This is a genomic window from Paraburkholderia sp. MM5477-R1, from assembly GCF_050436385.1.
GTDB lineage: Bacteria > Pseudomonadota > Gammaproteobacteria > Burkholderiales > Burkholderiaceae > Paraburkholderia > Paraburkholderia tuberum.
Genome location: NZ_JBNDMC010000007.1, coordinates 1,548,147 through 1,563,161 on the forward strand (window position 1 = coordinate 1,548,147; position 15,015 = coordinate 1,563,161).

15 protein-coding genes are annotated in these 15,015 nt (G+C 65.4%); 10 read left to right on the plus strand and 5 right to left on the minus strand.

Annotation, left to right across the window (positions count from 1 at the left end):
• Nucleotides 1–161 precede the first annotated feature (161 nt).
• From OKW35_RS35975 to OKW35_RS35995, 5 genes are all read left to right on the plus strand, one after another.
• The gene (locus tag OKW35_RS35975) at nt 162–1,094 is read left to right on the plus strand and encodes a LysR family transcriptional regulator (RefSeq protein WP_429554543.1); all 933 of its coding nucleotides are present in this window, start codon (nt 162–164) and stop codon (nt 1,092–1,094) included.
• A gap of 120 nt (nt 1,095–1,214) precedes the next feature.
• A complete protein-coding gene (locus OKW35_RS35980; protein ID WP_429554544.1) occupies nt 1,215–2,423 on the plus strand; it encodes a YbfB/YjiJ family MFS transporter in 1,209 nt (402 codons plus the stop codon).
• On the plus strand, nt 2,420–3,703 hold the full coding sequence (locus OKW35_RS35985) for an MFS transporter (RefSeq protein WP_429554545.1): 1,284 nt from the start codon (nt 2,420–2,422) through the stop codon (nt 3,701–3,703). Before OKW35_RS35980 ends, OKW35_RS35985 begins: the two co-directional genes overlap by 4 nt.
• 58 nt (nt 3,704–3,761) lie before the next feature.
• Nucleotides 3,762–4,862: an NAD(P)H-dependent flavin oxidoreductase gene (locus OKW35_RS35990; RefSeq protein WP_429554546.1), complete on the plus strand. Its 1,101-nt coding sequence runs from the start codon at nt 3,762–3,764 to the stop codon at nt 4,860–4,862.
• Between the two features lie 166 nt (nt 4,863–5,028).
• On the plus strand, nt 5,029–5,973 hold the full coding sequence (locus OKW35_RS35995; RefSeq protein ID WP_184067618.1) for a LysR family transcriptional regulator: 945 nt from the start codon (nt 5,029–5,031) through the stop codon (nt 5,971–5,973).
• A gap of 31 nt (nt 5,974–6,004) precedes the next feature.
• On the opposite strand, the gene OKW35_RS36000 is transcribed toward OKW35_RS35995, so the two are convergent.
• A complete protein-coding gene (locus OKW35_RS36000) occupies nt 6,005–6,715 on the minus strand; it encodes an SDR family NAD(P)-dependent oxidoreductase (RefSeq protein ID WP_429554547.1) in 711 nt (236 codons plus the stop codon).
• A gap of 200 nt (nt 6,716–6,915) precedes the next feature.
• On the minus strand, nt 6,916–7,338 hold the full coding sequence (locus OKW35_RS36005; protein WP_429554548.1) for a VOC family protein: 423 nt from the start codon (nt 7,336–7,338) through the stop codon (nt 6,916–6,918).
• Between the two features lie 196 nt (nt 7,339–7,534).
• Here OKW35_RS36005 and OKW35_RS36010 point away from each other — a divergent pair, with 196 nt between their 5' ends.
• The 5 genes from OKW35_RS36010 to OKW35_RS36030 all read left to right on the plus strand — a co-directional run bounded on the left by OKW35_RS36010 (nt 7,535) and on the right by OKW35_RS36030 (nt 13,121).
• Nucleotides 7,535–7,972: a MarR family winged helix-turn-helix transcriptional regulator gene (locus OKW35_RS36010; RefSeq protein WP_429554549.1), complete on the plus strand. Its 438-nt coding sequence runs from the start codon at nt 7,535–7,537 to the stop codon at nt 7,970–7,972.
• An 86-nt stretch (nt 7,973–8,058) separates the two neighbouring features.
• Complete coding sequence (locus tag OKW35_RS36015; protein ID WP_429554550.1) at nt 8,059–9,621, plus strand: DHA2 family efflux MFS transporter permease subunit; 1,563 nt, start codon at nt 8,059–8,061, stop codon at nt 9,619–9,621.
• A 106-nt stretch (nt 9,622–9,727) separates the two neighbouring features.
• The gene (locus tag OKW35_RS36020) at nt 9,728–10,165 is read left to right on the plus strand and encodes a MarR family winged helix-turn-helix transcriptional regulator (RefSeq protein ID WP_184067764.1); all 438 of its coding nucleotides are present in this window, start codon (nt 9,728–9,730) and stop codon (nt 10,163–10,165) included.
• Nucleotides 10,166–10,219: 54 nt separating this feature from the next.
• Nucleotides 10,220–11,740: an efflux transporter outer membrane subunit gene (locus OKW35_RS36025; protein ID WP_429554551.1), complete on the plus strand. Its 1,521-nt coding sequence runs from the start codon at nt 10,220–10,222 to the stop codon at nt 11,738–11,740.
• Nucleotides 11,741–11,774: 34 nt separating this feature from the next.
• Nucleotides 11,775–13,121, plus strand: coding sequence for an HlyD family efflux transporter periplasmic adaptor subunit (locus OKW35_RS36030; protein WP_429554552.1), 1,347 nt, complete (start codon nt 11,775–11,777; stop codon nt 13,119–13,121).
• A gap of 60 nt (nt 13,122–13,181) precedes the next feature.
• On the opposite strand, the gene OKW35_RS36035 is transcribed toward OKW35_RS36030, so the two are convergent.
• The 3 genes from OKW35_RS36035 to OKW35_RS36045 are packed head-to-tail and all read right to left on the minus strand — an operon-like array spanning nt 13,182 to nt 15,015.
• The gene (locus tag OKW35_RS36035) at nt 13,182–14,111 is read right to left on the minus strand and encodes a LysR family transcriptional regulator (RefSeq protein WP_429554553.1); all 930 of its coding nucleotides are present in this window, start codon (nt 14,109–14,111) and stop codon (nt 13,182–13,184) included.
• Nucleotides 14,111–14,410 carry an ArsR/SmtB family transcription factor gene (locus tag OKW35_RS36040; protein WP_184067597.1) on the minus strand — a complete coding sequence of 100 codons (300 nt, stop codon included), beginning with the start codon at nt 14,408–14,410 and terminating at the stop codon, nt 14,111–14,113. Before OKW35_RS36040 ends, OKW35_RS36035 begins: the two co-directional genes overlap by 1 nt.
• On the minus strand, nt 14,410–15,015 hold the full coding sequence (locus OKW35_RS36045; RefSeq protein WP_184067593.1) for a GlxA family transcriptional regulator: 606 nt from the start codon (nt 15,013–15,015) through the stop codon (nt 14,410–14,412). Before OKW35_RS36045 ends, OKW35_RS36040 begins: the two co-directional genes overlap by 1 nt.

The following is a 15,015-nucleotide window of genomic DNA, read 5'->3' on the forward strand; positions in this document are numbered from 1 at the left end:
AGGGTATGCCAAGCGCCCCACTAGCGCCACATTCAGTCTTACGATTGTGCAGCCGTGCATGCCACGCTGTCGCTTCTCGTATTCCGCTAAGATCGTGCCGGAACTCACCGCCCTAAAAGACTGCGGCGCCACCTAGGCCCAATCTCAAGCTCAAACACGCAATGGACCGTATCGACGCCATGAAGGTATTCGTCGCCACGCTCGACGAGGGCAGTCTGGCGGGCGCAGGCCGTCGGCTGGGCCGCTCGCCCGCGGCTGTGAGCCGGGCCATCGCGTTTCTGGAGACGCACACGGGCACGCCGCTGCTACACCGCACCACGCGCACGATCCGGCTCAGCGAGGCGGGCGAGCGCTATGCGCTGGCGTGCCGGCGCATCCTCGGGGATCTGGAGGAGGCGGACCTGCTCGCAGCCGACGAGCGCTCCGCGCCGCGCGGACTGCTAGGCGTGACGGCGGCGGTGGCGGTGGGCGAGGAGGTGTTGCGCCCGATTGTCGATTCGTTTCTCGATCGCCATCCCCAGGCGTCGATCCGCCTGCACCTGCTCGACCGGCCCGTGAGCCTCGTCGACGAGGGCATCGACGTGGCGTTGCGCATCGCTCATCTACAGGACTCCACGCTCGTCGCCATTCCGGTGGGCGAGGTGAGGCGGGTGGTGGTCGCTTCGCCCGACTATCTCGCCACGCACCCGGCCATCGATGTCCCCGCCGATCTGGCCAGCCATCCGATCATCTCGATGACGCATTTCGGGCTCGATTCGTGGAGCTTTCCGGCGGCCCGTCTAACGGCGCTGCCGCAGGTCGTCCGGTTCACGCCGCGCTTCATCGTCAACACGATTCGCGCTGCGCTGTCTTCGGCCGTGGCCGGGCATGGCGTCACGCGGCTTTTCTCCTATCACGTGGCCGAGCAGGTCAAGGCCGGCGCGCTAAAAATGGTGCTGCGCGACAGCGAGCATGCGCCGTTGCCCGTCAACCTGGTGACGCCGCACGGGCGCCTTGCGGTGCCGAAGGTGCGCGGTTTCGTCGATTTCGCCACGCCGCTGCTGCGCGAGTATTTCGAGCGGGCTCAGCAAATCACCGACGCCGATCGACGCTGATTCGATCGCCGCGCGGAAGAATGACTTACGCAGTGCGGTGATTCTCCCGAGATGCGAGTCGTTCTAGACTGGCTCCCATATTCATCGGGTGCTTAACAGCGCCGGTACATGGGAGTCGTCATGCAGCAAGCCATCTCGAATCCGGCCGCTCCGGCCGGCTACAACGTCTGGCGGGGCACGCTCGCCGGGGCCAGCGCGAGCCTGATCGGCATCGGTCTCGCGCGCTTTGCCTATACGCCGCTTTTGCCGGCTATCATCGGCGCGCACTGGTTTCCCGCCTCGAGCGCGGCCTATCTCGGCGCGGCGAACCTCGGCGGCTATCTGGCCGGCGCACTGCTGGCGGGCGCGATGGTACGCGTGGCGAAACCCGCCACCGTGCTGCGCGCGATGATGCTGCTCGCGACCATCGCCTTCGTGGCCTGCGCGGTGCCCGTGTCGTTCCTGTGGTTTTTCATCTGGCGCCTGGCCTCGGGGCTCTCGGGCGGCGCGTTGATGGTGCTCGCCGCACCCACGATCCTCGCGCACGTGCCGGCGGCGCGCCGGGGCTTCGCGAGCGGTGGCATCTTCACGGGGATCGGGCTCGGCATCGCGGCCTCGGGCACGATCGTGCCGATTCTGTTGCGTCAGGGGCTCACGTGGACGTGGCTCGGGCTCGCGGCCGTTTCGCTCGTGTTGACCGCCGTGGCGTGGAACGGCTGGCCCGAGCACGCGGCGCCCGCGCACGCCGGTGCTCATTCGCGCTTCGAAACAGCGCCTGCGTATCCCCGCGCCGGCCTGCGCGCGCTCTATGTCGAATATGGCCTGAACGCCGTGGGGCTCGTGCCGCACATGCTGTTCCTCGTCGATTTCGTGGCGCGCGGGCTGGGCCGCGGCGTCGATGCGGGCGCCGAGTTCTGGGTGCTGTACGGCTTGGGCGCGATCGTCGGGCCGCTCGCGGCAGGGCATCTCGCCGATCGCGCGGGTTTCGGCCGCGCGCTGCGCGTCGCGTATCTGGTGCAGGCCGCTGCGGTCGCGATCCTGGCCGCGGGCTTATTCGGGTCGACGGGGCTGATGGTCTCCGCATTTGTCGTGGGCGCGTTCACGCCGGGCATCGTGCCGCTGGCGCTCGGTCGCGTGAACGAGCTGCTCGCGCACCATCCGTCCGCCGTCAAGGACGCATGGAGCCGCGCGACGACGAGCTTCGCCGTGATGCAGGCGTTGGCGGCCTACGGTCTTTCGTTCGTGTTCTCTTCAAGCGGCGGCAATTATCTGGTGCTCTACGCGATTGGCGCGGTGGCGCTTCTGCTCGCACTCGCCGTCGATCTGTTTTCCGCACGGAGCGTGAAATGAATGCCACGGTTTCCTCTTCACCGGCGGCGCTCGTGCCGACGCACCTGCAGCACGACGCGCGGCCACGCGGCTACGCCGAGCGCAACCTCCAGTACTGGCGGCGCAATCTGGTCGTCTGCGTGATCGGCTCGTTCACGACGCTCGTGAGCCTCAGCATGCTGCTGCCGTTCCTGCCGCTTTACGTGCGGCAACTCGGCGTCAGCTCGCCGTCCGCGGTGATCCAGTGGTCGGGCATCGCCTTCGGCGCGACCTTCCTCGGCACCGCTCTTACCGCGCCACTGTGGGGGCGTCTGGCCGACCGTTTCGGCCGCAAACCCATGCTCGTTCGCGCGGCGATCGGTATGGCCCTGGTGATGTCGTTGATCGGCGTGGCGCACAATGTCTACGAACTGGTCGCGCTGCGTCTGATCGCTGGTCTGGTGGGCGGCTATGCATCGGCTTCCACGGTGATGGTGGGCACCCAGGCGCCGCGCGAGCGCGCGGGTTGGGCGCTCGGCATACTTTCGACGGGCGCGCTCGCGGGCAATCTGGTCGGGCCGCTCATCGGCGGCGTGCTGCCAGACTGGATCGGCGTTCGCGGCACGTTCTTCGCGGGCGGGGCGATGATCGCGGCGGCGGCGCTGCTCACCATCTTCGTGGTGAAGGAAGAGTTTCACCCGGATAGCGACGCGAAAGCTCATGCGCGCGGCACCGCCGACGCGCCCGCCCGACGCACCAATTACGCGGTGGTGGCCGCGCTCCTCGTGACCGCGATGATGGTGCTGCTCGCCAACATGTCGATCGAGCCGATCATCACCGTGTATATCGGCGGCCTTGGCGTGAATGCCACGCATCTTGCGCGCGTGGCCGGCGTGGTTATGGCATGCTCGGCGCTCGGAAGCATGCTGACGGCCGCGCGCCTCGGCGCGCTGGCCGACCGGTTCGGGAGCTGGCGCGTGATCGTTGTCTGCCTCGTGCTCACGGGGCTGGCGATGGTGCCGCAAGCCTTCGTCACGCACTGGTGGCAGCTCGCGGCTTTGCGCGTGCTGATGGGGATGACGCTCGCGGGCCTGTTGCCCTCGATCGGCAAGCTGGCGCGGCAATCGGTGGATGAAAGCAGGACCGGCCGCATGCTTGGTTATCTGCAATCGGCGCAATTCAGCGGCCAGGTGGTGGGACCGGTGATCGGCGGCGTGATCGGCGTTCATCTCGGGCTGCACGCGGTGTTCTTCGTGACCGGCGCGCTGCTGATCGCTTGCGGCGGCCTCGCGGGCTGGGCGCACCGCCGCGCTGGGGCCTGACATGCTGGCAAGCTGGCAGGCACATCGAATCGTTTAACGCATCCGGTGGGAAGGGAACATGAGCACACAAGCGGATAATCGCGCGTTACTGCGCACGCTCGGCATCGACAAGCCGATCATTCAGGCGCCCATGGCCGGCGTCACCACGCCGGCGCTGGCCGCCGCGGTGTCGAACGCGGGCGGCCTCGGCTCGCTCGGCGTTGCCGCGATGAACGCGGAGAACGCGCGCCGCGCGATCCAACAGACTCGCGAGCTAACGACGAAGCCTTTCAACATCAACGTGTTCTGCCATCGCCCGGCGACACCCGATGCGGCCGTCGAGCGTGCATGGCTCGACTGGCTCGAACCGGTGTTCCGGCAATACGGCGCGACGCCGCCGCAAGCGCTCAGCGAGATCTACACGAGCTTCGTCGTCGACACCGCGATGCAGGCGGTGCTGCTCGCGGAGAAGCCGGCCGTCGTGAGCTTCCATTTCGGCTTGCCGCCCGATGCGGTGATCGCGCAACTGAAGCACGCGGGCATCCGTTTGCTGGCGAGCGCGACGAATCTCGACGAAGCGGCGGCGGCCGTCGAGGCGGGTGTCGATGCGATCGTCGCGCAGGGCATCGAAGCGGGCGGTCATCGCGGCGTGTTCGACACGACCGGGCGCGACGAACGCCTCGGCACGTTCGCGCTGACGCGCCTGCTCGCGAGCGAGTTCGACCTGCCCGTGATCGCGGCGGGCGGCATCATGGACGGCGCCGGCATCGCGGCCGCGCTCGCGCTGGGCGCGCAGGCTGCGCAATTGGGCACGGCGTTCGTCGCGTGCCCGGAAACCTCGATCGACGACGGCTATCGCCGCGCGCTGCTCAGCGATGCAGCACGCTCGACGACGTTCACGTCGGTCATTTCGGGGCGGCTCGCGCGCAGCATCGTCAATCGCTTCACCGCGCTCGGCGAGGACCCGCAAGCCCCGCGCACGCCGTCCTATCCGATCACCTATGACGCGGGCAAGGCGCTCAATGCAGCCGCCAAGGCCAAGGGTGAATTCGGCTACGGCGCGCAATGGGCGGGCCAGGCCGCGCCGCTTGCGCGCTCGTTGCCGGCCGGCGAACTGATGGCGCAACTGGAACGCGAAACGCGAGAAAGTATCGAGCGGTTGCAATCGGTGTGGAACTAGCAGTCCAGCTTCAATACCAGCGCACAGATGGAACACATCGGCACGCGTGGGCATGCGCGGGCCGATGTCCGATTAGCTTCCCGCCTCAGTTCCGCACCCCATGCATTCGGTCCAGCGCGGCCGCGATCGACGGGTTCTCGAGCCAACAAAACAAAGGCGGACAGGCATGCAACGCAAATTCGACGATCTCCTGTTGGGCAGCATCGAGCTCTTCTGCCTCGCGGCGGAGCTGGGTAGCTTCACGCTGGCGGCCAACGCCGCGAGTGTCACGCCGGCGGCGGTGAGCCGCTCGGTGGCGCGGCTCGAGGAACGGCTCGGCGTGCGCCTGTTCGTGCGCACTACACGCCAGATCCGTCTGACCGACGCGGGGCGGCGCTACTTCGAGCAGTGCCGGCAAGCCCTGTCGCAACTGATGGACGCCGAGCGCGAAGTGACGGGCGAGCAGACCACGCCGGCCGGCGTGCTGCGCATCAGCATGCCGACGCCGTATGGACACTATCGCGTGTTGCCGCTATTGCCGGCGTTTCGCGAGCGCTATCCGCAAGTCCAGGTCGAGACGCACCTGAGCAATCGCAACATCGACTTTGCGGAACAAGGTTTCGATCTCGCGATACGCGGTCGCGCACTGGCCGATTCAAATCTCGTCGCGCGCAAGCTCGAAGACGCGGAAATGGTCGTGGTGGCGGCGCCCGCCTATCTGAAGCGCGCGGGCGTGCCGAAAACCGTCGAGGACCTGCGGGCGCACGAGTGCATCCAGTTCGAACTGCCGAGCAGCGGGCGCCATCTCGCCTGGACCTTCGAGGGTTCGCCTGAAGATGGCGACGTGCTGACGCAGGGCAGCTATGGAACCTCGGGCGACGCGCTCGCCGGCGTGACGCTCGCGCGTGCCAGCGCGGGCCTGTTTCAGACGTATCGCTTCGTCGTGGAGGACGACCTGCGCGAAGGTCGGCTCGTGGAAGTGTTGCGCGAAGCGGGCGGACGCACGCGGCCATTCATCCTGCTTTATCCGCACGCGCGCTACCTGACCTCGCGCGTGCGGGCTTTCGTCGAATTTCTCGTCGAGCAGTTGGCCAAACCCGCGACGCCCGCGCCGAGCACGCGCGCGCATTGACCGGCGCGCGCCGCTTCATCGCATGGCCCGCTCAGTGGCCGGCGCTCTGGCCGCCGTCCACATGCAGGATCTCGCCGGTCACGAACGGCGCCGAGTCGAGATAGAGGATCGCATTCACGATGTCGCTCATCTCGCCCATATGACCTACTGGATGCAATGCGCCAAGCGCCGCATGCGTTTCGGGCGCGTGCATCGGTGACTTGATGATGCCGGGCGAAACCGCGTTGGCGCGAATTCCGCGCTTCGCATACTCGATCGCGAGCGAGCGGGTCGCGGCGGCGAGGCCCCCCTTGGTCAGCGAGGTCAACACGGACGGTACGCCGTCAATCGCGTGATCCACGAGGCTCGTCGTGATGCTGACCACGTGCCCGCGCTCATGCTTTTCCATCTCGGCGATCGCGAGCTGCGTGATGTGGAAGAAGCCCGCGAGATTGATGCCGGTGATCGTCGCGTAATCTTCCGCGGTGTATTGGGTGAACGGCTTGGCCACGAAAATGCCCGCATTGTTGACGAGCGTGTCGACACGACCGAAGCGCCCCACGGCCGTCTCGATCACCCGTCGAGCCGTGGCCGGATCGGCGATGTCACCGGCCACGGTGACGAGGTTGGGATCGTCAGACGGCTTGATGCCGCGCGATGTCGCGACCACGTTATGGCCGAGCTTGCGAAATGCCTTGACGGTTTCGGCGCCGATGCCTTGCGATGCACCGGTGACCACGATGACTTTGGGAGACTGACTCATAGTGAACCTCGAAGTAGGTTGGATCAGCAATCTGTGATCGGACTGATGGCTCCAATGGCTACTAATTTATGCGGTCGTGCTCCGCTTTTGCACACAAGGCACGGACAAACAGTTGTGAGCCGCAGGAACAAGCGGTGAGTGATGGCGCGTAGCGGCAGTGGTCCTGTTGGTGTCGGCCGGTCTGTCGCGCGCATCCGCGTTCACGATGCCTGCGTTCGCGGGTCGTGATCGAATTCGAGTCTGATGCCGCCCGGCTCGTACACCATCGTGTGGCGTTTGGGCCCGCCGCCGAGGTCTTCGGGCGCGAATTCGACTTTGACGCCCGGCCAGGCGGACACGCGCGCGAAGATGTCCTGCAGTGCTTCTTCGCTGCCCACGCGCAGCGCAAGATGATGCAGTCCGACATGGACCTTGCGATCGAATTCGACGAGGCGGCTTGAATCGGTGACCTGCCAGAGCGTCACCACGACGTGTCCGTCCGACACGAACGCAGCCGGATAGGCAGGCCTTTCTCCCACCTGCTGCCAGCCCAGACACTTCACGAAGAACTCGCGTGTGAGGTTCAGATCGCGGACGGTGAGTCCGACGTGATCGATACCCAGCGTAAGCGGTTTGTCAGTCATCCTTCTGTCACTCCTGAAGTGAGAGCGGGCAGCGCCCGAATCCGCGCCGGAAAGATTTTCGCCCCAAGGAATCGCGACAATAGTCGCCGGCAGTTCAATTCAGTTTTTACACCATGTAGCGCATACGGCGAGGAAATCCGCTTGCATCAATCTGCATAGTCAAATATATTAAAGTCAGATATCGAGGAGGCGACCGATGGATGATTCGATCAACGAAGACTTTGAGCGCACGCAGAAGCTGGCGTCCGTGCTGGGTCAGGCGCGTCAGCTGATTGCAAGCGAACTCAGGGCGGGGCTCGCGGATGCAGGACTGAATCTGCAGGAGCGCGGCGTTCTGCTCACGCTGGCGCGCGGCAGCGTGAAAACACCGGCCGCACTGTCGAAATTGGCGGGTGTCCACCCGGCCCGGATGACCCGCGTGCTGGACAAGCTCGAAAACAGCGGATTGATCGAGCGCGCCCGCAACGGCAGGGATCGTCGCCTCGTGGATGTGTCGTTGACGCAGGAAGGGCAGACCGTCGCCGCCCGGAACACACGGGTTATCCAGGGAGCATGGAGCGAGCGGCTTTCGCATCTCTCGAAGTCCGATTTCGACGCGTTGAGCCAGCTTCTTTCAAGGCTGCTGGACCGCTGAGGCGGCATTTTTTTTAACCATTTATCTGATATTGCAGATAATAACGCGCCACTGACGGGCGCTTCGAACCGAGACGAGGACGCAACATGAATCCATCGAGCAACCCAGCCGCGCCGGCCCAACTGACTGGCGCAAAGTTTGCACTCGGCACGTTTGCGGTGGCGCTCGCCACCTTCATGAATGTGCTGGATTCGTCGATCGCCAACGTCGCGATTCCTACGCTGTCCGGCAACCTCGGTGTGTCGATCGACGAAGGCACATGGGTCATCACGCTGTTTGCCGCGGCCAACGCGGTGTCGATTCCGTTGACAGGGTGGCTCACGCAGCGCATCGGCCAGGTCAGGCTGTTCGTCGGGGCGATCCTGCTGTTCGTGCTGTCATCGGCGGCGTGCGGCCTCGCTCCGAACCTGATGGTGCTGCTCGCCGCCCGTGTCGTGCAGGGCGCGGTGGCAGGGCCGCTGGTGCCGTTGTCGCAGGCCATGCTGCTTGCGTCGTTTCCGAAGGAAAAAAGCTCGAGCGCGCTCGCGCTGTGGGCGATGACGGCGACGGTCGGGCCGATTGCGGGCCCGGCGCTCGGCGGCTGGATCACCGACAGCTACAGCTGGTCGTGGATCTTCTACATCAACGTGCCGGTCGGCCTGTTCGCCGCGGGCGCGATCTGGGCGATCTACCGCGACCGCGAGACGCCGGCCCGCAAGCTCCCGATCGACAAGGTCGGCCTGATCTCGCTGATCGCATGGGTCGCACCGCTGCAGATCATGCTCGACAAGGGCCGCGACCTCGACTGGTTCAGCTCGCCGGTGATCTGGGCGCTGACGATCGTCGCCGTGGTGAGCTTCCTGTTCTTCCTGATCTGGGAATTGACGGAGGAAAAGCCGATCGTCAACCTGCGGCTTTTCGCCAGACGTAACTTTCTCGGCGGCACGATTGCGATTTCTGTCGCCTATGCCATCTTCTTTGCCAATCTCGTGATCCTGCCGCAGTGGATTCAGGGCTTTCTCGGCTACCGGGCGGTGGACGCGGGGCTCGTGACCGCGCCGCTCGGCATTTTCGCCGTGATCCTCGCCCCGGTGATGGGCAAGATCATGCCGCGCTCGGACATGCGGGTGCTTGCCACGCTTGCGTTCGTCGGATTCGCCGGCGTGTTCTTCATGCGCTCGAACTACACGACCAGCGTCGACGCCTGGACGCTCGTGCTGCCCACCTTGCTGCAGGGCATTCCGACCGCGCTGTTCTTCACGCCGCTCACCGCGATCATCCTGTCGGGTCTGAAGCCGGAGGAGATTCCGGCGGCGGCGGGTCTGTCCAACTTCGCGCGGATTTTTGCCGGCGCGGTGGGCACGTCGCTGATGAGCACCGCGTGGAACGACCGCACGATTCTGCACCATGCGCGACTTGCCGAACAATCGAGCGTGGACGATCCTGGCTTTACCGGCGCGATCGCGCACCTGCAGGCGGCGCTGGACGCGGGCGTTCCCAAGGCCACGGCCTTTTACGAAGCCTCGCTGAACGCGCAGGCGACGATGCTCGGCCTGAACGACATCTTCTGGATCTCGGCGGTGATCTTTGTCGTCATCATCCCGCTGATCTGGGTGACGAAGCCGGCCAAGGGTGGTGCCGCGGGCGCGGCAGCCGCCGGCGGACATTGAATCCAATTTGGCAACCTGGTTCGGACGGAAAATGAAACAGACCATCCTCTTCTTGACATTATCTGATAATGCAGATATTGTTCAAATCAACGAGGAGGACACCGCCATGGACCATTACACGACGAAGAACTTCATGCTTACGAACAGTATCGGCTTCAGGCTCGTCAAGGCCCGTAACGTCGTCGTCGCGGAAATGGACGCGGCGCTCAAGGACCTCGAAATCAACGGCCAGCAGATGGGCATCCTGCTTTCGCTGAAGCAGGGTGTGGCAACCACGCCTTTCGAGCTGTCGAAGCTGCTCGGAATCGACACCGGCCTGATGACGCGGATGCTGGACAAGCTGGAATCGAAGGGGCTGCTGGTACGATCGCGCGACCCGCAAGATCGCCGCGTGGTCAATCTGACCTTGACCGCGGAGGGGCAGAAAGTCGCCGCGCGGATTCCGGAAGTCGCACCGCATGTGTTGAACGCCCGCTTGCGCAAATTCACGAAGGCCGAGTTTGCCGAGCTGGACCGCCTGCTTCGCAAGTTCACAGGCGATTGAACGGCGCGGCCGTGTGCCGCGCTTTTTTCACCCATTAATCTGATTTGTCAGAAAATGAAAACGCAGACTTCTAGGGCAAACACCGTCGCCCGTTCGCTGAAGCTCGGTGTTTCGGTGATCTCCTTCGCGGTGCTGGCGGCATGTGCAAACTATGCGGGCATCCACAGCGACAAGCAGATCGATCAACCACGGCAGCTGGAAACGTCCCAGAGCCTCCCGCAAGAGCAGGGGCACTGGCCATCCGCCGACTGGGTCGACCAGTTCGGCGACGCGCAACTGAAAGCATTGATCGCCGAGGCACTGCAAGGTAGCCCGACGCTCGGCCAGGCGCGCGCGCGAGTCGAGCAGGCGCAAGCCTATAGCGAAACGGCGAAGGCGAACACGCTGCCGCGCGTCGATGCGTCGTACACGCTGACGCGCCAGCAGTACAGCAGCACCGCGTTGATTCCGCCGCCGTACGCCGGCTCCTGGCAGACGGAGAACAAGGGGCTGCTGAGCGCTTCTTACGATCTCGACCTGTGGGGCAAGAACCGCGAGGCGCTGCGCGCGGCTGTCTCGGAGGCGTCCGCGAGCGAGGCCGACGTGGAAGTCGTCAGGCTCACGCTCGACACCTCGATCGCCCGCACTTACAACGAGCTGGCGCGGCTCTACGCATTGCGCGACATCGCGCAGCAGGAAGTCGCGCGGCGCGAGCAGATCGACCGCATCACCGCGAGCCGCATCGCAAACGGCCTCGATACCGAAGTGGAGCGCAAGACGGCCGAGGCGAATCTGTTCACGAGCCGTGCGCGCGTCAGCGCGCTCGACGGCAGCATCCTGACCACCCGGTATCAACTGGCGGCGCTGCTTGGCAAGGGTCCCGACCGTGGACTCGCGATCACGCGGCCGACGCTCGGCGTCGGCGACGACGTGCGTCTGCCGGACAACCTGCCGGCTGATCTGCTGGGCCGCCGGCCCGACATCGTCGCGGCGCGCTGGCGCGTCGATGCGATCACGCACGAGGTGAAGGAAGCGAAGGCCGAGTTCTATCCCGACATCAACCTGAGCGCCGCGATCGGTTTCGACGCGTTCGGCTTCGGCCGCCTTTTGAGCGCCGCGAGTCGCACGGCCTCGGTGGGCTCGGCGATCCATCTGCCGATCTTCGATGGGGGTGAGTTGCGCGCGCAGTTGAAGGGCCGCTACGCCGAGTTCGACTATGCGGTGGCGACCTACAACCAGACGCTGATCGGCGCGCTGAGCGGCGTGGCCACGCAGATCGCGCAGATCCGCTCGAGCGACGCGCAGCTCGGCGATGCGCAGGGCGCGCAGCAGGCCGCGAGCGATGCCGATCGACTGGCGACCACGCAATACAAGGCCGGCCTGACCAACCAGCTGACCGTGCTCAATGCCGACGTCACCGCGCTGAACGCCGACGAGGCGATCGCCAATCTGAAGATGAACCGCCGCGACCAGCAGATCGAGCTCGCGTCGGCGTTGGGCGGCGGCTATGTCGATACGTCGGCGAGCACCGTCCATCACGCCGACGTCGCCGCCGTCCCCACCAGTCAAGCCAATCCCGCGGTTGCCGCACGTTGAACGGCACGTCGCGAACCCTATCAGGAGAATTGCAATGAGCGATTCGATCACGACCGACCGCGAACTGGCGGATCACGAAGACGAACAGAAGACCGGCGCGCAAGCGTCCGCCACGCCCCAAGGCGACAACAAGGCCACGCCCCCGGCACGCCGCAAGCGCCTGATCGCGCTGCTCGGCGCCACGGTCGTGGTCATGAGCGCGGCTTACGGCGCGTACTACTTCACCGAGGGCCGTTATCACCAGGAGACCGACGACGCGTACGTCAGCGGTAATCTCGTGCAACTGACGCCGCAGGTCACCGGCACGGTGATCGCCGTCAACACCGACGACACGCAGATCGTGAAGCAGGGCGACCCCGTCGTCACGCTCGATCCGGCCGATGCGAAACTTGCGCTCGCCGATGCCGAAGCGCAGCTCGGCCAGACCGTGCGACGCGTGAGCGGCCTGTATGTCAACAACGACTTCTACGCGGCGAACGTCGCTCAGCGCGAAGCGGATCTGGGCCGCGCCCGCGACGACCTGCATCGTCGCGAGGCCGTCGCGGACACGGGCGCCGTGTCCGCCGAAGACATCGCGCACGCCCGCGACGCGGTCAGCGTCGCGCGGGCAGCGCTCGACGCCGCGCGCCAGCAGGGCGAAGCCAACCACGCGCTGACCGACCGCACCACGGTCGAACAGCATCCGGACGTGCAGGCCGCCGCCGCGAAAGTGCGGACCGCGTGGCTCGCCTATGCGCGCGATACGTTGCCGGCTCCGGTGACCGGCTACGTCGCGCAGCGCCGGGTTCAGGTCGGCCAGCGCGTCGCGCCCGGCACGCCGCTGATGGCGATCGTGCCGCTCGACGGCGTATGGGTCGACGCGAACTTCAAGGAAGTGCAGCTCAAGCAAATGCGGATCGGCCAGCGGGTCACGCTGACATCGGACGTCTACGGTAGCGGCGCGCGATATCACGGGCGTATCGAGGGCTTTTCGGCCGGCACCGGCAGCGCGTTCGCGACACTGCCGGCGCAGAACGCCACCGGCAACTGGATCAAGATCGTGCAGCGGCTGCCGGTTCGCATCGCGCTCGACCCGGCCGAGCTGGCCGCGCATCCGCTGCGTATCGGCCTGTCGATGGTGGTCGACGCCGACACGCGCGACGAATCCGGTTCGCAGTTGGGCGCGGCGCAGAACACGCGCTATCGCACCGATGTTTTCGCGCACTACGATGCGCAGGCCGACGCCGAGATCGACAAGATCATCAAGCAAAACGAAATGATCTCCCGCGCGATGGCCGCGCAACCGCAATCGCCATCGCCATCGCCATCGCCATCGCAATCGCAATCGCAATCGCAATCGCAACGCGTGGCGTCGCACGAACACAAGGCAAATGCGGGTTGAAGCGCGTCGAGCGCAGCCTGTCGCGACACAGCGTGAAGCGGCAGGTCACCGAGGCGGGGCTCAACGGCCGAGCGCCGCCTCGTCCTCGGCCAATGCCGTCGGTACGGCCTCGCGCAGGAAATCCACGAAAGTCCTGATTTTGGCGTCCAGATACTGGCGCGACGCATGGACCGTGAAGGCCGTCAGTTTCTGCAGCCGATACTGCGGCAGCACGCGCACCAGTGCGCCGCTGTCGAGCAAGGGCAGCGCGCTCGACATCGGCAGCGCTCCGATACCCACCCCTTCGCGCAGCGCGACACCGAGCGCGTCAGGAAGGTTGATTTCGACCGCCGCCTTCGGAAGCTCGACCGTTTCACGGCCGTTGGGTCCGTCCAGATGCCAGCGATCGCGCGGGAAAATCGACATAACGAGCTGTAGGCAAGTGTGACCCCGAATGTCCTGTACCGTGTGCGGCGTACCGCGCGCGTGCAGATAAGCGGGCGCTGCACAGAGCACGCTGTGGACCTCTCCGAGCCGATGCGAAACGAGCCCCGAGTCGGGCAGCTGCGTCGCACTCAATCGAAGCATCAGGTCGTAGCCATCGTCGAGAAGATCCGGCGTGCCTGACGATAACGTCAGCTCGACCGACACGGCAGGATAGCGCTCCTGATACCGGACCGCTGCCGGCACCAGACAGGTCGTGCCAAAGCCTGGCGACGCATGCACGCGCAGCCGCCCCGAGGGTCTGACTTGCGCATTGGCTGCCTCGGCTTCGGCCTCGTCGACAGAGGTGAGTATCTGTTGGCAGCGGTCCAGATATCGCTCGCCCGCCTCGGTCAGCGCGAGGCGCCGGGTACTTCGGTGCAGCAGACGCGTGCGCAAATGCGTCTCGAGTTGCGCGACCGCCCGCGACACGTTGGCTGTCGGAATGTTCAGGCGCGAGGCCGCTGCCGTGAAGCTTCCTTCTTCGGTGATGCGGACGAATATCCGCATCATGTTGAGCTTGTCCATTACAAATGCACGCGAACCTGTTCCGTAAATGTCCGTATCGCTTCTTCATTGCGCGACAGGAAAATCCATTGGCCGACTCGCTTCGGAACCAGAAGTCCCGCTTCGACGAGCACGGCGATATGCATTGATACCGTCGACTGGGCCAGACCGCTGCGCGCCTGGATGACGTGCACGGGTACGCCGCGGCCATGGTTGAGATAGCCGTTCGGAAAGGTCTCGGCGGGGGCTCTCAACCACGCGAGGATGTCGCGCCGCAGCGGATTCGCGAGAGCCTTGTGAATCAGGTTCGTGTCGATCATCAATTACTCCGTGTGTGCCCGGCGCTTCGTGCCGGCGGCGTCAGCAACGCCGTGGCGATCGTTCCCGCGGCATGTTCGCCGAGGTCTTCCCGCACCAGCGACAGGGCGAGATGGATGCCCGCACTCGCGCCGCCCGACGAGTACAGGTTGCCATCCTTCAGGCAGCCAGGATTCGACATCACATGGACCAGCGGATATTCGGCCGCGAGGCGGTCAGCGTCGCGCCAATGCGTGGTCAGCCAGCGGCGATCGGCGAGACCGGCTCTTGCAAGCAGAAACGCGCCGTTCGAAATGCAGGCGAGCCTGTGGGTCCTTGGTCCCGCATCGCTCAACCAGTCCACGAGTTTGCGATGCTCACGGGCAGAACCGACCACCGGGGAGCCAGGCACCACGACAATATCGAAGGGCGGGCGCGTATCGAACAGGCACTCGGTCGTACCCACGGCCGTCCCGTTCGACGAAAACACCGGCCCCGGCGACGGCCCGATCAGATGCGCCTCATAGAGGACGCCGCCATACAGGCGGTTGGCCTGATGAAACACATCCATCGGACCACTGACCTCGAGCAGCTGAAATCCCGCATAGAGCATCATCGCGACACGCAT